Origin of the sequence: Pseudomonas sp. Lb2C2, assembly GCF_052112205.1 — a bacterium.
GTDB lineage: Bacteria > Pseudomonadota > Gammaproteobacteria > Pseudomonadales > Pseudomonadaceae > Aquipseudomonas > Aquipseudomonas kilonensis.
Window position 1 is genome coordinate 568647 of the sequence record NZ_JAUTYW010000003.1, and the last position, 20624, is coordinate 589270.

Annotated in this window: 22 protein-coding genes; 10 read left to right on the plus strand and 12 right to left on the minus strand. The window is 62.8% G+C overall.

Annotated elements, in window-relative coordinates:
- Positions 1-115 precede the first annotated feature (115 nt).
- The 3 genes from Q7F16_RS10860 to Q7F16_RS10870 form a co-directional block, all read right to left on the minus strand.
- Positions 116-1711, minus strand: coding sequence for a GMC family oxidoreductase (locus Q7F16_RS10860; RefSeq protein ID WP_409555774.1), 1596 nt, complete (start codon positions 1709-1711; stop codon positions 116-118).
- A gap of 144 nt (positions 1712-1855) precedes the next feature.
- Positions 1856-2401, minus strand: a complete 546-nt coding sequence (locus Q7F16_RS10865; protein WP_409555775.1) for a twin-arginine translocation pathway signal protein — start codon at positions 2399-2401, stop codon at positions 1856-1858.
- 27 nt (positions 2402-2428) lie between these two features.
- The gene (locus Q7F16_RS10870) at positions 2429-3859 is read right to left on the minus strand and encodes a coniferyl aldehyde dehydrogenase (RefSeq protein ID WP_079302973.1); all 1431 of its coding nucleotides are present in this window, start codon (positions 3857-3859) and stop codon (positions 2429-2431) included.
- A 148-nt stretch (positions 3860-4007) separates the two neighbouring features.
- On the opposite strand from Q7F16_RS10870, the gene Q7F16_RS10875 reads away from it, so the two are divergent.
- Positions 4008-4679 carry a TetR/AcrR family transcriptional regulator gene (locus Q7F16_RS10875; RefSeq protein WP_046063227.1) on the plus strand — a complete coding sequence of 224 codons (672 nt, stop codon included), beginning with the start codon at positions 4008-4010 and terminating at the stop codon, positions 4677-4679.
- A 33-nt stretch (positions 4680-4712) separates the two neighbouring features.
- Entirely contained in the window at positions 4713-5567 is an 855-nt protein-coding gene (locus tag Q7F16_RS10880; protein WP_409555776.1) for a sulfurtransferase, read from the plus strand.
- A 185-nt stretch (positions 5568-5752) separates the two neighbouring features.
- On the opposite strand, the gene Q7F16_RS10885 is transcribed toward Q7F16_RS10880, so the two are convergent.
- The 4 genes from Q7F16_RS10885 to Q7F16_RS10900 are packed head-to-tail and all read right to left on the minus strand — an operon-like array spanning position 5753 to position 10232.
- Positions 5753-6751 carry a hydrolase gene (locus Q7F16_RS10885; RefSeq protein ID WP_079303452.1) on the minus strand — a complete coding sequence of 333 codons (999 nt, stop codon included), beginning with the start codon at positions 6749-6751 and terminating at the stop codon, positions 5753-5755.
- 31 nt (positions 6752-6782) lie between these two features.
- On the minus strand, positions 6783-7394 hold the full coding sequence (gene rsmD / locus Q7F16_RS10890) for a 16S rRNA (guanine(966)-N(2))-methyltransferase RsmD (RefSeq protein ID WP_046063229.1): 612 nt from the start codon (positions 7392-7394) through the stop codon (positions 6783-6785).
- Positions 7394-8884 (minus strand): M16 family metallopeptidase, encoded by a 1491-nt coding sequence (locus Q7F16_RS10895; RefSeq protein ID WP_409555777.1) that lies wholly within the window; start codon positions 8882-8884, stop codon positions 7394-7396. The genes rsmD and Q7F16_RS10895 overlap by 1 nt, the downstream gene beginning before the upstream one ends.
- On the minus strand, positions 8877-10232 hold the full coding sequence (locus tag Q7F16_RS10900; RefSeq protein WP_409555778.1) for a M16 family metallopeptidase: 1356 nt from the start codon (positions 10230-10232) through the stop codon (positions 8877-8879). The genes Q7F16_RS10895 and Q7F16_RS10900 overlap by 8 nt, the downstream gene beginning before the upstream one ends.
- 344 nt (positions 10233-10576) lie before the next feature.
- Between Q7F16_RS10900 and ftsY the strand changes: the two genes are divergently transcribed.
- The 4 genes from ftsY (at position 10577) to rpoH (ending at position 14666) form a co-directional block, all read left to right on the plus strand.
- Positions 10577-12010 (plus strand): signal recognition particle-docking protein FtsY, encoded by a 1434-nt coding sequence (ftsY, locus tag Q7F16_RS10905; RefSeq protein WP_409555779.1) that lies wholly within the window; start codon positions 10577-10579, stop codon positions 12008-12010.
- On the plus strand, positions 12007-12678 hold the full coding sequence (gene ftsE, locus Q7F16_RS10910; protein ID WP_003177474.1) for a cell division ATP-binding protein FtsE: 672 nt from the start codon (positions 12007-12009) through the stop codon (positions 12676-12678). The genes ftsY and ftsE overlap by 4 nt, the downstream gene beginning before the upstream one ends.
- On the plus strand, positions 12675-13697 hold the full coding sequence (gene ftsX, locus Q7F16_RS10915) for a permease-like cell division protein FtsX (protein WP_046063234.1): 1023 nt from the start codon (positions 12675-12677) through the stop codon (positions 13695-13697). Before ftsE ends, ftsX begins: the two co-directional genes overlap by 4 nt.
- A 114-nt stretch (positions 13698-13811) precedes the next feature.
- Positions 13812-14666: an RNA polymerase sigma factor RpoH gene (gene rpoH, locus Q7F16_RS10920; RefSeq protein ID WP_003177476.1), complete on the plus strand. Its 855-nt coding sequence runs from the start codon at positions 13812-13814 to the stop codon at positions 14664-14666.
- 196 nt (positions 14667-14862) lie between these two features.
- On the opposite strand, the gene mtgA is transcribed toward rpoH, so the two are convergent.
- Entirely contained in the window at positions 14863-15585 is a 723-nt protein-coding gene (gene mtgA / locus Q7F16_RS10925) for a monofunctional biosynthetic peptidoglycan transglycosylase (protein WP_409555780.1), read from the minus strand.
- Between the two features lie 73 nt (positions 15586-15658).
- Here mtgA and Q7F16_RS10930 point away from each other — a divergent pair, with 73 nt between their 5' ends.
- The 4 genes from Q7F16_RS10930 to trmB all read left to right on the plus strand — a co-directional run bounded on the left by Q7F16_RS10930 (position 15659) and on the right by trmB (position 17905).
- Complete coding sequence (locus tag Q7F16_RS10930; protein ID WP_077508451.1) at positions 15659-16030, plus strand: DUF423 domain-containing protein; 372 nt, start codon at positions 15659-15661, stop codon at positions 16028-16030.
- Between the two features lie 90 nt (positions 16031-16120).
- Positions 16121-16321, plus strand: coding sequence for a sulfur carrier protein ThiS (gene thiS / locus Q7F16_RS10935; protein ID WP_018609493.1), 201 nt, complete (start codon positions 16121-16123; stop codon positions 16319-16321).
- Between the two features lie 54 nt (positions 16322-16375).
- The gene (locus tag Q7F16_RS10940) at positions 16376-17170 is read left to right on the plus strand and encodes a thiazole synthase (protein ID WP_003177480.1); all 795 of its coding nucleotides are present in this window, start codon (positions 16376-16378) and stop codon (positions 17168-17170) included.
- 9 nt (positions 17171-17179) lie between these two features.
- Complete coding sequence (gene trmB / locus Q7F16_RS10945) at positions 17180-17905, plus strand: tRNA (guanosine(46)-N7)-methyltransferase TrmB (RefSeq protein WP_046063235.1); 726 nt, start codon at positions 17180-17182, stop codon at positions 17903-17905.
- Positions 17906-18045: 140 nt separating this feature from the next.
- Here trmB and Q7F16_RS10950 read toward each other — a convergent pair whose 3' ends face one another.
- The 4 genes from Q7F16_RS10950 to Q7F16_RS10965 are packed head-to-tail and all read right to left on the minus strand — an operon-like array spanning position 18046 to position 20611.
- Entirely contained in the window at positions 18046-18369 is a 324-nt protein-coding gene (locus Q7F16_RS10950; protein ID WP_014340681.1) for a DUF3392 domain-containing protein, read from the minus strand.
- Between the two features lie 18 nt (positions 18370-18387).
- On the minus strand, positions 18388-19587 hold the full coding sequence (hemW, locus tag Q7F16_RS10955; RefSeq protein WP_409555781.1) for a radical SAM family heme chaperone HemW: 1200 nt from the start codon (positions 19585-19587) through the stop codon (positions 18388-18390).
- Positions 19584-20180, minus strand: a complete 597-nt coding sequence (gene rdgB / locus Q7F16_RS10960; protein ID WP_013694468.1) for an RdgB/HAM1 family non-canonical purine NTP pyrophosphatase — start codon at positions 20178-20180, stop codon at positions 19584-19586. Before rdgB ends, hemW begins: the two co-directional genes overlap by 4 nt.
- Positions 20177-20611, minus strand: a complete 435-nt coding sequence (locus Q7F16_RS10965; protein ID WP_014340678.1) for a DUF4426 domain-containing protein — start codon at positions 20609-20611, stop codon at positions 20177-20179. The genes rdgB and Q7F16_RS10965 overlap by 4 nt, the downstream gene beginning before the upstream one ends.
- Positions 20612-20624 lie beyond the last annotated feature (13 nt).

Sequence of the window (20624 nt, forward strand, 5' to 3'; positions counted from 1 at the left end):
CGCGTCGTCCTGGCGGGAGTCCGTTGGGGAGTCGGATGGTATCGCAGCCTTCTCGGTCGGCCAAGTCGGCTGTTGCGTAAGAAAGCACTATAGACGGTGCGAATAATCCGGCTATTCATGGATTTTTCAGGCGCTCGGCCAGGGCCGTCGCCAATTGCGCGGTCAGTCCGTACACCGATAATTGCGGGTTGGCGCCGATGCTGGTGGGGAACAGCGAGCCGTCATGGATCGACAGGTTGCCCAGTTGGTGATGGCGGCCAAGGCTGTCGGCGACTGCGGTTTTCGGGTCCTCACCCATGGCGCAACCGCCCATTACGTGGGCGCTGCCCAGGCGTGTGCGGTACAAGGCCAGGCCGAGTCCGTCGATCAGTGTGCGGGCTTCGGCCAGCGTCGTTACGTAGCGGGCGTCGCTGTGCAAAGGCATGACTGCCTTGGCGCCGCCGGCAAACTGGATCTCGGCCATGCTGTGGAAGGCCCGGCGCAAGCCATCCCAGGCATACGGCGTAACGGGATAATCGAGCACGGGCGTGCCGTCGCTGCGCAACTCGACGCTGCCGCCGGGGCTGTCCGGATGAAAACCGTCGCGCAACAGCGCCAGCATCGCGTGGGTATGGGGCAGTCGAGACATGTGCAAAGCGTTCTCGGGGCCGAACCCGCCCAATAGCGTGGCGGCCAGGGCCGGGTGCAAGGGCGGGACTTCAAGCTTGTAGGACATTTTGCCGGTGGTGCCGTCCTGCCATTGGAAATGATCCGAATAAATCGATTGCGGCGCGCCGTAGAACGGGTTGATGACCTCGTCGAATTGCCCGGCGGACATGTTCACCAAGTGCAGGAAGGTGCGCTTGCCCACACGTTCATGCGGGTCTGGCGCATCGGAGCGCAGCAGCAATCCGGGACTATTGATGCCGCCGCCCGCCAGCACGTAATGCCGCGCCTTGACGGTGATGCGCCGCCCGGTCGGCGCCACGCAACGTTCGTCCATGGCTTGGCACTCGAGGCCGATGACGGCATCGTTCTTGATCGTCAGACGCTCGGCCCGCGCCAGGTAAAGCAGCGCGCCGCCCTTGTCCAGCGTGGCCGGGATGGTGGTGACCAGCATCGACTGCTTGGCGTTGGTCGGGCAGCCCATGCCGCAATAGCCCAGGTTCCAGCAGCCGCGTACGTTGCGCGGGATGACGTGCCAGGCGTAGCCCAATTGTTCACAGCCTTTGCGGATCACGTCGTTGTTGGCATTGGGTGGAACCAGCCACGGAGCCACGCCCAGGCGTTGTTCCATCTGCGCAAACCAGGGCGCCATTTCAGCGCGGCCGTGGCCTTTTACGTTGTGCTCGGCGGCCCAGTGGTCGAGGGTCTGGTCGGGCGTGCGGAAGCTGGAGGTCCAATTGATCAGCGTCGTGCCACCGACGGCCCGGCCCTGGAGAATGGTGATGGCGCCGTCCTTGCTCATGCGCCCGAGGCCTTCCTGATACAGGCTGCTGTAGGCCTGGTCTTCGAGCAGTGTGAAGTCATGACTGGTCTTGAGCGGACCTTCCTCGATCAGCAACACGCGGTAGCCGGCGGCGCTGAGAATTTCTGCCGTGGTGCCGCCGCCAGCACCGCTGCCAACGATGGCCACGTCCGCTTCCAGGGTCAGGTCCTGGGGCAACTGCGCGCCGTTGTAGGTGGTCCAGCCACGGGCCAGGCCTTCGCGGAAGGGATCGGGTACGGGCATGTTCAGGGCTCTCTTATTGTTATGAGTTTGCGGTACCCCTGTGGGAGCGAGCTTGCTCGCGATGGCGTCGGATCAGCAGCAACTGTATTGACTGACGCACCGCAATCGCGAGCAAGCTCGCTCCCACAGGGTTTAACTTGGTTTTCAGACCGTTGGCGGTCCTGGATACCCGCAATGCGCCCAGGCTTTGGATTGGGTATACCAGGCCATCATCACCAGTTGCAGCAACGAGCTATGGCCTTGTCGCAGCAGGTCCAGCGAGCTGTTTTCCCACCGTTCGAGGAACTGGTGGACGTCATCGGCGCTGGCGTTTTCCCACGGGCCCCAGACCCCGGTCAGCGGCCCGCGGGTAATGCCCAGCGTGAGCACGTCGAACAGCTGGCGCGTGAGCTTGAGCATGGCCGGGGACAGGTGGGCCAGGTTGCTGTCCAGGCTTCGCAGGGTCGCGTCAGTGGCGGCAGTAATCTGTCCGACGGCCACTGCGCCATCCAGCATCACGGGGATGACGCTGCGTAAAAATGGCAGGTCGCTGTCGCGCAGGGCCGCCAGGCCGTTGGCCGGTTGGCTTGGCGAGCAACCGCTCAGGCTGGCGCCCACACCGACGGTGGCCAGGAAGGCGCTGGCGCCGAGACTGAACTTCAGCAGGCCGCGCCGTGACAGCGCGGGTGTATCGGTGAGGCTTGGGTTCATTATTGTGATTACCCGGGAAGAGGCGCGTCAGCGGACAAACAGCTTCTGGATCAGTTTCTGCAAAGGCTTGCCATAGGGCGGATAAATCAGTTTCGCGGCATTGAATCGCTGTTTGGTCAGCACGCCCTTGGCCTTGCTGAAGGTCAGGAAACCCTCGTGCCCGTGGTAATGCCCCATTCCCGAGGGGCCGATGCCGCCGAATGGCAAGTCGTCCTGGGCGACATGCAGCAGCGTGTCGTTCAAGCAGACGCCACCGGAATGGGTTTCGTGGAGTACGCGATTCTGTTCGGCCTTGTTGTAGCCGAAGTAGTAGAGCGCCAGCGGGCGGGGGCGCTGATTGATGTAGGCAAACGCCTGGTCCAGATTGTCATAGGGCACGATGGGCAGCAGCGGGCCGAAAATCTCGTCCTGCATCACGGTCATCTCATCGCTGACGTTGAGCAGCAGGCTGTGGGCCATGCGACGGCCCTGGCCTTGCTCGAACAACTCGATCAGCAACGCGCCTTTGCTGGTGGCGTCGCTGATGTAGCCGTTGAGCCGCGCCAGCTGTCGTTCGTTGATGACGGCGGTGTAGTCCGGGTTGTCCGCCAGGGTCGGATAGAACCCGCGAATCGCCTCGCGATACGCCTCGACGAACTCGCCGACACGGTTCTGCGGCACCAGCACGTAGTCCGGGGCGACACAGGTTTGCCCGGCATTCAGGGTCTTGCCGAAAGCGATGCGTTCGGCGGCGTCCTTGAGCGGCACATCGGTCGACACGATGGCCGGCGACTTTCCACCCAGCTCCAGGGTGACAGGGGTCAGGTTTTCGGCAGCGGCACGCATGACATGCTTGCCGATGCTGGTGGCGCCGGTGAACAACAGGTGATCGAAGGGCAGCTTGGAAAACGCCATGCCGATTTCCGCCTCGCCAAGCACCACGCAGACCAGGTCCTGGGGGAAGACCCGGGCCAGCAATTGCTTGAGCAGCAAGCCGGTTGCCGGTGTCGATTCGCTGAGCTTGAGCATCACCCGGTTGCCCGCGGCCAATGCCCCGACCAGCGGCCCGATGGCCAGGAACAGCGGGTAGTTCCACGGCACGATGACGCCGACCACGCCCAGCGGCTGATAGATCACTTTGGCTGATGCCGGTTGAAAGGCCATGCCCACCGTGCGTCGGGAGGGTTTCATCCAACCCTGGAGGTGCCGGCTGGCGTAATGGATACCGTGCAGGCTCGGCATCAACTCGGCCAGCAGTGTTTCGTCGGCGCTTCGGTGGCTGAAGTCCTGGCTGATGGCGTCGATCAAGGCTTGGCGTTCGTTGCTCAATACCTCGCGCAGTGCCTTGAGCCATTGTCGGCGCTGTTCGGCCGGTGGCATCGGATGGGCCGCGTAGGCCTGGCGCTGGGCATCGAAGAGCGACCGCAGCTCGTCCAGTTGTTGTTGAGACTCGTGCAGGTAGGCAACGTCGGCAGGCATCGTCAGGCACCGGATATTATTGGAGTGGGTGTTTTCTAGAGCTTATACTCTAAAAAGTCAATGGCATCCGTAGCGGCGATGGGTTTTTCCTGTGACCGATAGGTCGTAAGATGCCGATCAATGCCTTCGTCGAATTAAAGCCCAAACCATGGCCCCACGAATGAAAACCAGCGAGCGCATCGTGCAAAACAGCCTCGAGCTGTTCAACCAGCAAGGCGAGCGCAGCGTCAGCACCAACCACATTGCCGCCCACATGGACATGTCCCCGGGCAACCTCTATTACCACTTCCCCAACAAGCAGGCGATCATCGCCGTGTTGTTCAGTGAGTACGAGAACCTGGTGGACAGTTTCTTGCGCCCGCCCCAGGGCCGTGCGGCCACGGTGGATGACAAGCGCTTCTACCTGCAGGAGTTGCTGGCGGCCATGTGGCGCTACCGCTTCCTGCACCGGGACCTGGAGCATCTGCTCGACAGCGACCCGGACCTTGCGGCCCGCTATCGTCGGTTTTCCCAGCGTTGCCTGATCCACGGTACCGCCATCTATGAAGGTTTTGTCGCCGCCGGCATCCTGAAGATGGACCGGGTGCAGATCGAGTCCCTGACCCTCAATGCCTGGATCATTCTCACGTCCTGGGTGCGGTTCCTGTGCACCACGCGGGAAAACTTCAGCCACCTGAGCGAGCAGGCCATCAAGCGAGGCGTGTATCAGGTACTGGTGTTGGAGGCCGGTTTCGTGACCGATCAGGCCCGCGAAGAGGTGGATGCACTGTTCAAAGAGTATTACGTCCCTCTGGCCCAGACCCTGGAGGAAGGGCAGTAGGACCGACCCCCGACTTAGCCACAGGAGTTCACCATGCCCATTGCGCAACTCATCAGCCCTCAAGCCCTCGAACAGCGGCGATCACAGCCCGGGCTGGTCATCCTCGATTGCCGTTTTGCCCTGGAAGACCCGGATTATGGCCAGCGCAGTTATGCCGAGGGCCACATCGCCGGTGCATCGTTCGCGGACCTTGAGCGCGACCTGAGTGGGCCGGTGACCAAAGGCGTGACCGGGCGTCATCCGCTGCCGGAGCCCGAGGCGTTGATCGAGCGCCTCAAGGCCTGGGGGATCGATAACGACAGCGATGTCGTGCTGTACGACGACGGTCCCGGCGCCTATGCCGCGCGGGCCTGGTGGTTGCTGGCCTGGCTGGGCAAACGCGAGGGCGTGTACATCCTCAACGGTGGGCTCAAGGCCTGGCATGCCGCTGGCTTGCCACTGAGTCTTGATCCGCCGCAGAACAGTCGCGGGACCTTCAGCGGGGCGCCGGATGCGAGCGTGGTGCTCAGTGCCCAAGCGCTGCAACAGCGCCTCGGTCAAACAGACATGACCCTGCTGGACGCCCGGGCGTTGCCGCGATTCAAAGGGGACGTCGAGCCCATCGACCCGATAGCCGGGCATATCCCGGGCGCCCAGTGCGCGGCGTTCACCGACAACCTGGGTGCCGATGGCCGCTTCCTGCCGGCCGACCAGCTCAAGCAGCGCTTCGCCGAAAAACTCGGCGAGCGATCGCCCTCCGACCTGGTGGCCTATTGCGGCTCCGGTGTGACGGCGTGTCATAACCTGTTTGCCTTGTGCCTGGCGGGGTATCCGCTGGGGAGGCTGTACGCTGGCTCGTGGAGTGAGTGGATCAATGATCCCCAGCGGGGCGTGGCGACGGGCGAATAACAAACACCCGGAACCAATGTGGGAGCGGGCTTGACCGCAGATTTATAGGCAACCCAGATACCCTGTGGGAGCAAAGCTTGCTCGCGATGGCGGCCTGACATTCAACATCTTCACTGACTGCCATACCGCTATCGCGAGCAAGCCCGCTCCCACAGGGGATGTGTGTTGGTCATGAACCATCGCGCTCAGCCGCGCCCCAGGCTGGCCAGCCAATCGGGAATCCGCCGCTCCAGGTAATACCCCGGGCGCCGCAGGGTTCCGTCGACAAACCCCACATGCCCGCCCCGGGCGTGCAGTTCAATCCGGGTCGAAGCGGATAATTCGCGCGGTTCGGGCAGGCTGTGAGGGAACACAAAAGGATCGTCGGCGGCTTGGATGACCAGGGTCGGCGTGCTGATGCCCTCCATGAAATAACGGCTGGAGGCGCGGCGGTAGTAATCCGCGGCATCGGAGAACCCGTGCAGCGGCGCCGTCACCCGGCCGTCAAAGTCCCAGAAGGTGCGCATGTTTTCCAACGGGCCAAGCGCCGCCAGGGTCGCCAGGCCTTCGTGGCGTCCGTCGTGCTGGAACTGGCGTTGCTTGTTGCGCACATAGGCCACGAGCTGGCGCATGAAATGCGCCTGGTAGAACCTGGAAAATCCCTGGCCGATGCGATCGGCACACTGGTCGAGGCGAAACGGTACCGAGACCGCTACCGCCCCTTGCAACTGGCTGTCACGGCCAGTTTCCCCCAGGTGCTTGAGCAGCACATTGCCGCCCAGTGAATAACCCACCGCAAACAGCGGCGCCAAGGGCCGTCGGGCGCGCAAGTGGGTGATGGCGGCGGCCAGGTCTTCGCTGACGCCCGAGTGGTAGCTGCGGGGCAACAGGTTCGGCTCACCCGAGCAGCCACGCCAGTTCAAGGCCGCACTGGCCCAACCCTGGCGACCAAGGGCTTGTTGCAGCCCCGCCACGTAAGGCGAGTTGGAAGATCCGGTCAGCCCGTGTAGCACCAGCACCAGCGGTGCCTCGGCGCTGTGGGGGCCGTGCCAGTCAAGGTCGAGGAAATCACCGTCTTGCAGCCACAGGCGCTCGCGTTGGCGATCGATGTGGGTGGTCTGGCGCCACAACGGGCCCCATAGCGTTTGCAAATGCGGGTTGCCAAGGCCCGGGGCAGGGACGAAACGTTCGGATGCGGCGGACATCATTATTATTCTCGATGCACTGGTCAGCCGTTCAGCCAATGTCCTTTGCCGAACGCTGCCACAACGCGTAATACACCCGTCCGGATTTCTGCTCGCGATGCAAGCGCCAATTGCCCGGCAAGCCCAGGGTGGACGGGGCGGTCTCGCTTTCAGTGTAGACCCAGGCATCGTCGGCCAGCCACTGACGTTCCTCGAGTAAAGCGCAAACCGTCGGCAACAGGTTCTGGTTGAAAGGCGGGTCGAGGAACACCAGGTCGAAAGGCGTCGCCGGTTGGCTGTCCAGGTAGCGCAGGGCGTCGGCGGTCTGCACCTGGCCGACGGTGCAGCGCAGCGTGCCCAGGTGTTCTTTCAGGCTGGAGACCGCCAGGTTGCTGGCGTCCAGCGCTTGGCCCATGGCGGCGCCACGGGACAGGGCCTCGAGAAACAGCGCGCCGCTGCCGGCGAACGGGTCGAGCACCCGGGCACCTGCCACATAGGGTGCGAGCCAGTTGAACAGGGTTTCGCGCACGCGGTCGGGAGTGGGGCGCAGGCCCGGGGCATCCGGGAAGCTCAGGCGCCGGCTGCGCCATTCGCCGCCGATGATGCGCAACTGGTTCACACCGTTATGCACGGGTTTCTTGCTGGAATTCGATGGACGGGCCATTAGTGCTCCGGAACCCCGAGCGGCTGCTCGGCAGGTTTGTCAGTGGGGGGCGGCAACGGCTTTTGCGGCACGCTCGGGCCGGCGGTGACGATGACCATTTTGTCGGTGCTCAGGTGTTTGTTCAGCGCGGCCTTGACTTGCTCGACCGTCAGTTCCTGGGACTGACGCATGAAGTCCTCCAGGTAGCTCAGCGGCAAGTCATAGAAACCCATGGCGCCGAGCTGGCCGACGATGTCGGCATTGCTGGCGGTGGACAGCGGGAAGCTGCCGGCCAACTCACGCTTGGCGTCATCGAGTTCTTTCTGGGTGGGACCGTTCTTGAGGTAGTCGGCGAACACGTCCTGCACCAGTTTCAAGGTGCCTTCGCTCATCTCCGCACGGGTCTGCAGGTTGATCATGAACGGGCCGCGGGCTTGCATCGCCGTGAAGCCGGAATACACGCCGTAGGTCAGGCCGCGCTTTTCCCGCACCTCGGTCATCAGCCGAGTGCCGAAGCCGCCACCGCCGAGGATCTGGTTGCCCAGGGACACGGCGGCATAGTCCGGATCGTCGCGGTCAATGCCTAGTTGCGCGAGCATCAGGTTGGTCTGTTTGGACGGGAATTCGATGTGGCCGATACTTGCTTTGGGCTCCACCGGTGGCGGGGTTTTCGCCAGGGCCGGACCTTTGGGTAGTGTGGCGGACACCTGGTTGGCCACTGCTTCGGCTTCGGCGCGGGACAAATCCCCCACCAGCGCGATCACGGCGTTGCCGGCGGCGTAGGCCTTGGCGTGGAAAGCCCGGGCCTGGGCCAGGGTGATCGGTGGAATGCTGTCGGCGGTGCCATCGCTGGAGTGGGCATAGGGATGATCGCCGTACAGGCGCTTCATCAGTTCCAGGCCGGCCAGTTTGCCCGGGTTCTGTTTCTGGTATTCGAAGCCGGCGAGCATCTGGTTCTTGATGCGGGCGAAGGAGTCGGCAGGGAAGGTCGGTTTGCCGACGACCTCGGCGAACAGCTTCAATGCCGGCTCACGCTTGTCGGCTGCGCTGAGGCTGCGCAGGGATGCCATGGCCATGTCCCGGTAGGCGCCGTTGCCGAAGTCTGCACCGAGGCTCTCGAAGCCTTGGGCAATGGCACTGACGTCCTTGCCGGCCACGCCCTCGTTGAGCATGGCGTTGGTCAGCAGCGCGAGGCCGGGAGCGTCGCCGTCCTGGCTGCTGCCGGCGGCGAAGGTCAGGCGCAGGTCGAACATTGGCAATTCCCGGGCTTCGACGAACAGCACCTTGGCGCCGTCGGCGGTTTTCCAGGTTTGCACGTCGAGTTGACGCCGGCTGGGCGCCTTGTCATTCAGTTCGGCCAATGATTGCAGCTTGTTGCCGGACTTGGCCTTGTCCAAGGCCTGGCTGGCGTTGGAGTCGCTGGACGGCGACAGGTAAAAGGCCAGGGTGCCGACCAGGGCGATCGATGCCAGGCCGATCAGCACCCGGCGCGATGATTTGCGCTCACTCATGAGCTTTCTCCTCGGGCAGGACATGCGCAACGCTCAGGCGCGAGCGGGTGAAATACAGCTGGGCTGCCTTCTGGATATCTTGCGGGGTCACGCTTTGCAGTTCGGCGAGTTCGGTGTCCATCAGCTTCCAGGACAAACCGACGGTCTCCAACTGGCCGATGGCGGTGGCCTGGCTGGTGATCGAGTCGCGCTCATAGACCAGGCCGGCGATGACCTGGGCGCGCACACGCTCCAGCTCTTCGGCGGTCGGCGCGGTAGTTTTCAACTGTTCGAGCAAGCGCCACAGACCGGCTTCGGCCTGGGCGATGGTTTTGTTTTTCTGCGTGTTGGGCGTCGCCGACAAGGTGAACAGTGTGTCGCCGCGGGTGAAGGCGTCGTAGCTCGACGAACCGCCGGACACCAGCTCTTCGCCGCGCTCCAGCTGGGTCGGGATCCGCCCGCTGTAGCCGCCGTCCAGCAGGGCCGAGATCAGCCGCAGCGCGTTGACTGGGCCCTTGTCCGTCGCGGTGGCGATGCTCGGCACATTGAAGGCCAGCATCACGCTGGGCAGTTGGGTCTGCACATGCAGGGTGATCTGGCGCTCGCCGGGTTCGGCCAGCTCCAGGGGAATTTTCGCCACCGGCACCGCGCGCCGTGCAATCGGGCCGAAATAGCGCTGGGCCAGGGACTTGACCTCGTCCGGCGTCACGTCGCCGACCACCACCAGGGTCGCGTTGTTCGGGGTGTACCAGGATTCGTACCAGTGACGCAGCTCCTCGACGGTCATCCGGTCCAGGTCGGCCATCCAGCCGATGGTCGGCGTGTGGTAGCCGCTGGCCGGGTAAGCCATGGCCTTGAAGCGCTCGTAGGCCTTGGACATGGGTTTGTCGTCGGTGCGCATGCGGCGCTCTTCCTTGATCACCTCGATCTCGCGGCTGAACTCCTCCGGCGGCAGGCGCAGGCTGGCCATGCGGTCGGCTTCCAGCTCGAAAGCCACGCCCAGGCGGTCGCGGGCCAGTACTTGGTAATAGGCGGTGAAGTCATCGCTGGTGAAGGCGTTCTCTTCGGCACCGAGGTCGCGCAGGATCAGCGACGCTTCGCCGGGACCGACTTTTTCACTGCCCTTGAACATCATGTGCTCAAGGGCGTGGGACAAACCGGTCTGGCCTGGCGTTTCGTAGCTGGAGCCAACCTTGTACCAGACCTGGGAGACCACCACCGGCGCACGATGGTCTTCGCGCACGACGACCTTCAGGCCGTTGTCGAGGGTAAATTCGTGGGTGGGTTGTGGGTCGGCAGCCAAGGCTGAAAAGGGCAGACAAACTGTGCTGAGCAGCAGGCCTGCGGCGCGGCGGGCAAGAGCATTCATTCGTGTTTAAACCTGTTGGGTTGCCTGCTAGGTCTTAGCGTCGGCAGGCGAGAGGGTGCTAGGATACTGATCCGTTTTACTGGCGGCCACGCCTATCGGGCCTTTTATCGACCCGGGGTTGTCTGGGTTCCCCGGAGAAACGTCGGGTTTGTTCGTTGATCCCTGCGTTTTCGCCGATGATGCCGTACCAGTCCTTCGAAAAAATCGACGTTGAGGTGTCCTCGGGACGCCTCGACAAAATGTTGCGCGTGAACAAGCTGGATGAAACGCAGTCTGTTCAGCATTGAATATTTATCACCGAGGCGCCCTCGTGGCGCGTCGCTACCGTGAGATAGCCGTCCTCCATGTTTGGTTCCAACGACGACAAGAAGACCCCAGCTGAGGCTGGCGAAAAAAAAGGCCTGTTCGGATGGCTGCGCAAGAAGCCGCAGGAAACCGTCGTCGAACAGCCACAACCGCTGCCTGAGCCCGCCGCCGAGGCAGTGGCCGAAGAAACCGCGCCCATCGTCCTGCCGATTGCCGAGCCGGTGCTGCAACCGGTCGAGGCTGAGACCGTTGTTGAGTTGGTGGCCGAGCAGCCGCTGACCCCGCCCGCCGAGCAAACCCCCTGGCTGACCTTGCCGGTGGCGGAAGAGCCGGTCGCGCTGGTCGAGGAAACGGCGCCCCATATCACCCCGCCGATTCCAGCGCCGACGCAGGTTGTCGAGGCGCCAGTCGTCGACGCTGTCATTGAGCCGCCGGTCGCCGTCGTTGCGCCCGTGGTTGCGCAAGCCGTACCCGAACCGGCACCTGCCCTGTTGGAAACCATTGCCCCCGTCGAGCCGGTCCGTAGCGCCGAGGAAAACAAGGTCGGCTTCTTCGCCCGCCTCAAGCAGGGCCTGTCCAAGACCAGCGCCAGCATCGGCGAAGGCATGGCCAGCTTGTTCCTGGGCAAGAAAGTCATCGACGACGAATTGCTGGAAGACATCGAGACCCGCCTGCTGACCGCCGACGTCGGTGTCGAGGCCACCTCGGTGATCATCCAGAGCCTGACCCAGAAGGTCGCGCGTAAACAGCTGACCGACGCCGATGCACTGTACAAATCCCTGCAAGGCGAGCTGACCAGCCTGCTCAAGCCGGTGGAAAAACCGCTGGTGATCGCCTCGCAGAACAAGCCGTTCGTGATCCTGGTCGTCGGTGTCAACGGTGCTGGCAAGACCACCACCATCGGCAAGCTGGCCAAGAAGCTGCAGCTCGAAGGCAAGAAAGTCATGCTGGCGGCAGGCGACACCTTCCGCGCCGCCGCGGTCGAACAGCTGCAAGTGTGGGGCGAGCGTAACAAGATCCCAGTGATTGCCCAGCACACCGGCGCCGATTCCGCTTCGGTGATCTTCGACGCCGTGCAGGCCGCCAAGGCCCGTGGCATCGATGTGTTGATCGCCGACACGGCCGGTCGCCTGCACACCAAAGACAACCTGATGGAAGAATTGAAGAAGGTGCGCCGGGTGATCGGCAAGCTCGACGCCGACGCACCCCACGAAGTGCTGCTGGTGCTGGACGCCGGTACCGGCCAGAACGCCATCAACCAGGCCAAGCAGTTCAACCAGACCGTCGAACTGACCGGGCTGGCCCTGACCAAGCTCGACGGCACCGCCAAGGGCGGGGTGATTTTCGCCCTGGCCAAGCAGTTCGGCCTCCCTATCCGCTATATCGGCGTGGGTGAAGGCATCGACGACTTGCGCACCTTTGAAGCTGAGCCCTTTGTCCAGGCACTGTTTGCCGAACGGGAGCATTCATGATTCGTTTCGAACAGGTCGGTAAACGCTATCCGAACGGTCACGTCGGCTTGCATGAGCTGAGCTTTCGGGTCCGTCGGGGCGAGTTTCTGTTTGTCACCGGCCATTCCGGCGCCGGTAAAAGTACCTTGCTGCGCCTGCTGCTGGCGATGGAGCGACCCTCCACCGGCAAACTGCTGCTGGCCGGCCAGGACCTGAGCACCATCAGCAATGCCCAGATTCCCTACCTGCGGCGGCAGATCGGCGTGGTGTTCCAGAATCACCAGTTGCTGTTCGATCGCACGGTGTTCAACAACGTGGCGTTGCCGTTGCAGATCCTGGGCCTGTCCAAGGCCGAGATCATCAAGCGCGTGGACTCGGCCCTGGAGCGTGTGGCCCTGTCGGACAAGACCGACCTGTACCCGGGCGACCTGTCCACCGGCCAACAGCAGCGCGTCGGCATCGCCCGCGCCATCGTCCATCGCCCGGCCTTGCTGCTGGCGGACGAACCCACCGGTAACCTCGACCCGCGCCTGGCGGCGGAGATCATGGGCGTATTCGAAGACATCAACCGCCTGGGCACCAGCGTGCTGATTGCCAGTCACGACCTGGCGTTGATCGCGCGCATGCGTCACCGCATGCTCACGTTGCAGCGCGGACGCCTGATTGGTGACGGGGAGGCTGGCGTATGAGTGCTACTCGCAGCCCGAAAGTGGCCGAACGCGTGGCCCCGAAGGCCTCCGATCCGCAGCCGCAAAAGAAAAAACGCGACGATGACGACGGCCCGGACTTCTCCACGCTGCTGCGCGCCTGGATCGAAAGCCATCGCGCCAGCCTGCTGGACAGCCTGCGGCGCCTGGGCAAGCAACCCATCGGCAGCTTCTTTACCTGCATGGTGATGGCGGTTGCCCTGAGTCTGCCCATGGGCCTGTCATTATTGTTAAGTAATGTGGAGCGCCTGGGCGGTTCCTGGCAGCGCGCGGCGCAGATTTCCCTGTACTTGCAGATGGACGCGAGCCCTGGCGAAGGCCAGGCGTTGCGCGAGCAGATCAAAGCCATGCCGGGCGTGGCCGATGCCGAATACATCGGGCGCGAGCAGGCGCTTGAAGAATTCCAGCAGCAGTCCGGCCTGGGCGAAGCCCTCAAGGAGCTGCCGGAGAACCCGCTGCCCGGGGTGGTGCTGGTGACGCCGAACGAGGTCGACAAGCCGACCCTTGAAGCATTAAGACAAAGACTTTCCGAGTTGCCGAAGGTACAACAGGCGCAACTTGATCTAGTCTGGGTCGAGCGTCTTGCGGCCATCCTCAAGCTCGGCGACCGTTTTGTCTTCGGTCTGACGGTGCTGCTGGTTTCTGCATTACTTTTGGTGATAGGCAATACCATTCGTCTTCATATTGAAAACCGCCGCACCGAGATAGAAGTGATTAAACTCGTCGGCGGTACGGACAGTTATGTACGCAGGCCCTTCCTTTATATGGGCGCGCTGTATGGCTTCGGTGCCGGGATTCTGTCCTGGGGTGTATTGGCGTTCGGCCTGGATTGGCTGAACGATGCGGTAACAGGGCTGGCCGGTTTGTACGGCAGTGATTTCTCGCTGGCCGGTGTGCCAGCCGCCGACGGTCTGTCGCTCTTGCTTGGCGCGGTGCTGTTGGGTTATATCGGTGCATGGATTGCGGTCGCACGCCACTTGCGTGAGCTTGCGCCAAAATAAGTGTTTTTTTGCGTGTATTGACCTTTCAATTTTTGTGGGAACTTGTCCTAGGGTTCCCGGTCAATTTTCGCAGTGCTGAACTGCACGAGTTATGTGAGTCGGAGGTTTTTTCGTATGACCACTTCTTTGCAACCTGCTTATGCTCTGGTCCCGGGTGCGAACCTGGAGGCTTATGTGCACACGGTGAACAGCATTCCATTGCTGACCCCCGAGCAGGAGCGTGAACTGGCCGAGAGTCTCTATTATGAGCAGGATCTTGAGGCGGCTCGGCAGATGGTGCTCGCCCACCTGCGTTTTGTCGTACATATCGCCCGCAGCTATTCCGGCTACGGGCTGGCCCAGGCCGACCTGATCCAGGAAGGCAACGTCGGCCTGATGAAGGCGGTCAAGCGTTTCAACCCGGAAATGGGCGTGCGCCTGGTGTCGTTTGCGGTGCACTGGATCAAGGCGGAAATCCACGAGTTCATCCTGCGCAACTGGCGCATCGTGAAAGTCGCGACCACCAAGGCCCAGCGCAAGCTGTTCTTCAACCTGCGCAGCCAGAAGAAACGCCTGGCCTGGCTGAACAACGAAGAAGTCCATCGTGTCGCCGAAAGCCTGGGCGTAGAGCCTCGGGAAGTGCGCGAGATGGAAAGCCGCCTGACCGGCCATGACATGGCCTTCGACCCGGCCGCCGAAGCGGACGACGACAGCGCTTTCCAATCGCCGGCCAACTACCTTGAAGACCACCGGTACGACCCGGCGCGTCAACTGGAAGACGCCGACTGGAGCGACAACTCCAACACCAACCTGCACGAAGCCCTGGAAGTGCTGGACGAGCGCAGCCGCGACATCCTCTACCAGCGCTGGCTGGCCGAGGAAAAAGCCACGCTGCACGACCTGGCGCAGAAGTACAACGTGTCGGCCGAGCGGATTCGCCAGCTTGAGAAGAGCGCGATGAACAAGCTCAAGGTGTCGATCGCCGCCTGACTGCGATAGCGGCCATAAAAAACGCCCCGATCAGTGATGATCGGGGCGTTTTTGTTTGTGCTCACTCTCGGACCTGACACTCCACCTGTGGGAGCGGGCTTGCTCGCGAATGCGGTGTGCCAGTCCACATCAATGTATCTTGGTGCACCGCATTCGCGAGCAAGCCCGCTCCCACAAGGGGTCTCCAGTGTCTTGGTTATTGGGCCCAAGGCGCTCGTCGCGAATTATTGAGTTCCAGCAAATAGCTGTCGCCCCCCAACTGGCTCATCTGCTGGCGAATCCAGCCCGCCCGCCTTAGCACATAGGGGCTCGGCCGGCTGGCGCTCCATTTGCGCGGGTTGGGCAATACCGCCGCCAGCAGGCTTGCCTGTTGCCGGGACAAGGCGTCGGCGCTGACGCGGAAATGATGTCGCGCGGCGGCTTCGGCCCCGAATACACCGTCATCCCACTCGACACTGTTGAGGTACACCTCGAGGATCCGCTGTTTGGGCCAGAACACCTCGATCAGTGCCGTGAACCAGGCCTCCAGCCCCTTGCGCAGCCAGCTGCGGCCCGACCACAGGAACAGGTTCTTGGACACTTGCTGGCTGAGGGTGCTGGCGCCGCGAATCGAACCGCCACGCCCATTGTGGGCGAACGCGGCCTGGATCGCGCCGATGTCGAAGCCCCAGTGTTCGGGGAATTTCTGGTCTTCGCCAGCAATCACCGCGACTTTCAGGCTGTCGGAGATCTGGTCCCAAGGCTGCCAGGTGCGTTGCAGGTCGATGGGGTCGCCGCCGAACCAGGATTCAACCTTGCGCTCGATCATCAGCGCCGTGAACGGCGGCGGTACCACCCGAAACAACAGCACGAGCACAACGCTGCCAACGGCGAACCAGAGCAGGGCTTTAAGGAATCGTCGAAATAATAAACGCAGCATAGAGATGGCTTGGCCGAACCCGTCGAGCGGGCCATTATACAGACCCTGTCCACCGAGTCTGACTGGAGTTCTCATGCTGCGTAGCTTTCTGATGCTGGCTGCTTTTTTCGGCTTCACGGGCGTGGCACTGGGGGCGTTTGCCGCCCACGGCCTGAAAGGCCGCCTGAGCGCCGACTACCTGGCGATTTTCCACACCGGCGTCACCTACCAACTGGTGCACACCCTGGCGTTGCTGGGCGTTGCGCTGCTGGCCACGCACATTCCCGGTCGCATCGTCACCTGGGCCGGGGTTTCATTTGTGGTTGGCATCCTGTTGTTCTCCGGCAGCCTGTACCTGCTGACCCTCACGGGCATCAGCAAGCTGGGCATCATCACACCGGTGGGCGGCGTGGCGTTCCTGATCGGTTGGGTGTGCCTGGGGCTTGCCGCCTGGCGGCTGGGCTGACCGGGCGGTCCATTTCATGACGAATGGCTTGGGTCACCCAGACTGATCGGGCTAGAATGCCAGCCCCTAAAAATGATGGCGGCATCCGGCATGCGCATTCAGTTGAACGGCGAACCCCTTGATCTGCCCGACGGTGAAACCGTTGCGGCCCTGTTGACCCGTCTGGAACTCACCGGACGCCGCGTCGCGGTGGAGCTCAATCTGGATATCGTCCCGCGCAGCCAGCACGCCGAAACCACGTTGAACGATGGCGACAGCGTTGAAGTGGTCCACGCCATCGGCGGCGGCTAGTCGCCTCGGTTTCGCAGCATTTCGCAAGAACCTCACCCCAACAGAGGATTTCCCATGAGCATCGTTCGTAGCGACAAGCCCTTCGTCCTGGCCGGTCGTACCTACCAGTCGCGTTTGCTGGTAGGCACCGGCAAATATCGCGACATGGAAGAAACCCGCCTGGCCATCGAAGCCTCGGGCGCCGAAATCGTGACCGTCGCCGTGCGCCGGACCAACATCGGCCAGAACCCGGGCGAACCGAACCTGCTGGATATCCTGCCGCCGGACCGCTACACCATCCTGCCGAACACCGCCGGTTGCTTCGACGCCATCGAGGCCGTGCGCACCTGCCGCCTGGCCCGTGAGCTGCTCGACGGCCACAACCTGGTGAAGCTGGAAGTGCTGGCGGACCAGAAAACCCTGTTCCCCAACGTGATCGAAACCCTCAAGGCCGCTGAAACCCTGGTCAAGGAAGGCTTCGACGTGATGGTCTACACCAGCGATGACCCGATCATCGCCCGTCAATTGGCGGAAATCGGCTGCATCGCGGTCATGCCGCTGGCCGGCCTGATCGGCACAGGCCTGGGGATCTGCAACCCGTACAACCTGCAGATCATCCTGGAAGAAGCCAAGATCCCGGTGTTGGTGGATGCCGGTGTCGGTACCGCTTCCGACGCCACCATCGCCATGGAACTGGGTTGCGAAGCGGTGCTGATGAACTCGGCCATCGCCCACGCCCAGCAACCGATCCTGATGGCCGAAGCCATGAAGCACGCCATCGTCGCTGGTCGCCTGGCGTACCTGGCTGGCCGCATGCCGAAAAAACTTTACGCCAGCGCCTCCTCGCCGCTGGATGGTCTGATCAAGTAAGAGCCATTGATGACTGAATCGAACGACACGCCGGTCCTGCCGGAAGAAGGCGAAGAGCGCCAGCACCGCCGCATCAAGAGTTTCGTGATGCGCGCCGGGCGCATGACTGAAGGCCAGCAGCGCGGCCTGGAGCAGGGCGCGCCGCTGTTTGTCCTGCCGCTGGCCGATGCCCCGGTGGATTTTGACCAGGTCTTCGGCCGCTCGGCCCCGCGCTCGCTGGAAATCGGCTTCGGCATGGGCCATTCGTTGCTGGAAATGGCCGCCGCTTCGCCGGAGCAGGACTTCATCGGTGTGGAAGTCCATCGTCCCGGCGTCGGTGCGCTGCTCAACGGCGTGCTGACCCAAGGGCTGACCAACCTGCGGGTCTACGATTGCGACGCCATCGAAGTGCTCAACCGCTGCGTGGCCGACAACAGCCTCGACCGCCTGATGCTGTTCTTCCCGGACCCTTGGCACAAAAGCCGGCACCACAAGCGCCGTATCGTCCAGGCGTCGTTCGCTGAACTGGTGCGCAGCAAGTTGAAGATCGGCGGTGTGCTGCACATGGCCACCGACTGGGAACCCTATGCCGAATACATGCTGGAAGTGATGAACGTCGCCCCGGGCTATCGCAACCTGGCCGAAGACGGCAAGTGCGTGCCACGCCCGGCCGAGCGGCCGATCACCAAGTTCGAGCGCCGAGGTGAACGCCTTGGGCACGGGGTTTGGGATTTGAAGTTCGAGAAGCTGGCTTAAACACCAGAAGTCCCTGCTGAAAGGGCATCCCCTGTGGGAGCGAGCTTGCTCGCGATAGCGGCATAACAGTCAACCTTGATGTTGGATGTTATGGCCTCATCGCGAGCAAGCTCGCTCCCACAGTTGTTTTAGGTACCGGGTCAGCGCCGATCCGCGACCACACCGATCAACACCAGCACCACCAACAACACCGGCGCCAGGCTGTAGTTGTTGAACTGGCTCAAGCCCCTGACGATCCACGGCGTGGCGTAAATCAGTGCCGCACCACTGCCGATCATGCACAGCAGGGCGATCAGCGGGACGCGCAAGGCGCCGGCGATGCTGCCCAGGCGTTGTTCGACCCAGCCCTTGATATCGGCACCAAACAGCACCAGCAGGCAGCCTACCAATGCCAGGGAGATTTCCGACAGGTTGCTGCGGCTCCAGCGGGACACGGTGGCCAGCAGGTCGAGTACCAGATCCATTCGATTTCCTTGTTTTGATCAGCTCAGAAATGTCTGCAGCAAGTCGTTGAGAAACAGCTGTCCGCGCTCGGTGGCCGCCAGACGTGTCGGTTCGACCTGCAACAACCCGCTTTGTTCGGCCTCGCGCCTGCCTTCGGCCAGGCTTTGCAAGGACAGCCCGGTGCGCTCCGGGTACAGCCGCGCTTCCACGCCCGCGGTCAGGCGCAGGGCGTTCATCAGGAACTCGAACGGCAGCTCTTCATTGGCCAGGGTTTTCTCGCCAGCCTGGAAGCTTTTGGCCGGGTTGAGGTAGTCCTTGGGCAGGCGGGTCTTCCAGGTGCGCACGATGCGCCCGTCCGGATGGCTGAGCTTGCCGTGGGCGCCGGCGCCGATGCCGATGAAGTCGCCGAAGCTCCAGTAATTGAGGTTATGCCGCGCCGCCCGACCGGGTTGTGCGTAGGCCGAAACCTCGTATTGGGCGTAGCCGTGTTCGGCCAGCAAGGCTTGCCCGGCTTCCTGGATGTCCCACAGCGTGTCGTCTTCGGGCAATGTCGGCGGCTGGTTCCAGAACACCGTGTTCGGCTCCAGCGTCAGCTGGTACCAGGACAAATGGGTCGGCTTCAAGGCGATGGCCTGGCGCAGGTCGCTCAAGGCGTCTTCCAGGGACTGGTCGGGCAGCCCATGCATCAGGTCCAGGTTGAAATTGTCGAAACCGGCCTGACGGGCCATGCCAGCGGCGCGCACCGCCTCGTCGCCGTTGTGGATCCGGCCCAGGGCTTCGAGCTTGGCCTGCTGGAAACTCTGGATACCGATGGACAGGCGATTGATGCCCAAGGCCCGGTAAGCGACGAACTTTTCTTGCTCGAAGGTGCCGGGGTTGGCTTCCAGGGTTATTTCAATGTCCTGGGCGAACGGTATCCGCGCTTCCACACCCTCGAGCAATCGCCCCAGGGCTTGGGCGCTGAACAGGCTCGGGGTGCCGCCGCCGAAAAAGATCGAGCTCAACGGGCGACCATAAACCGCGTGCAAGTCCTGGTCGAGGTCGGCCAGCAAGGCGTCGACATATTCCTCTTCCGGCAACTGCGGGCTGGCGGTGTGGGAGTTGAAGTCGCAATACGGGCATTTGCGCACGCACCACGGGATGTGGACGTACAACGCCAGGGGCGGCAGCACCGGCAGCGGTGCCCGAGGCGTTTGTACACCGCCATGAATCAGCGGTGTGGGAGTGTCATCGATCATTGCAGGCCCAGGCGTTGACGCAGCAGGGCCATGGCGCGGGCGCGGTGGCTCAGTTGGTTCTTTTCCACCGGCCCCAGCTCGGCGCTGGAGCAATTGCGCTCCGGCACCCAGAACAACGGGTCATAGCCGAAACCGTGCTCGCCGCTGGCTTCGGTGAGAATGCGCCCGTGCCACAGGCCTTCGCAGAGGATCGGCAATGGGTCATCGGCATGGCGGACCAGGGCCAGCACACACACGAACTGCGCGCCGCGCTCGGCTTCGGGCACGTCCTTGAGGGCGTCGAGCAGCTTGGCGTTGTTCGCCGCGTCACCTTTGCCATCAGCGTAGCGAGCCGAGTAAATACCCGGCGCGCCGCCCAGGAAGTCCACGGCCAGCCCGGAATCGTCGGCCAGTGCCGGCAGGCCCGAGATACGTGCGGCATTGCGGGCCTTGAGGATGGCGTTCTCGACGAACGACAGGCCGGTCTCTTCCGGTTCCACCTGGCTGAACTCGCCAATCGAGCGCAACTGCACCGACCCGCCGAGCATGGCTTGCAGTTCCTTGAGTTTGCCGGCGTTGTGGCTGGCCAGTACGAGTTGGGTGAAATTGATCATTGGCCCGGGAACAGTTCCTGGTTGAAGTTGATGGTGTTGATCTTGTCGCCGGTCTGCACCTTGATCTCGAAGGTGCGGGTTTCCTGCTGGGGTACCGGGTACTGGGCGATGTAGTAGATCGCGCCTTGCTCGGTCACCTGCTTGAATTGCAGCGGGACGCTCTGGCTGGTGAGGTCTTTCACTGTGCCGCTGACCTGGGCCATCAAGGGTTTGCCATCCTTGAGCACCGAGACGTTGATCACCCCTTGTTGCTTGCTGCGAATCAGCTCGGCGCCTTTGGCGATGTCCGGTGTCAGGAAGGTGGAGTTGAAGGTGTTGTAGTGCACGGTGATATCACCGAACACTTCCTTGCGCTCGCCCTTGATAGCGTCGGCGGCCATGGCGCCAACGCTCAGGCAAGCGGTGATGAGAAACAACGCTAGACGGTTCATGTCGTGCTCCTGG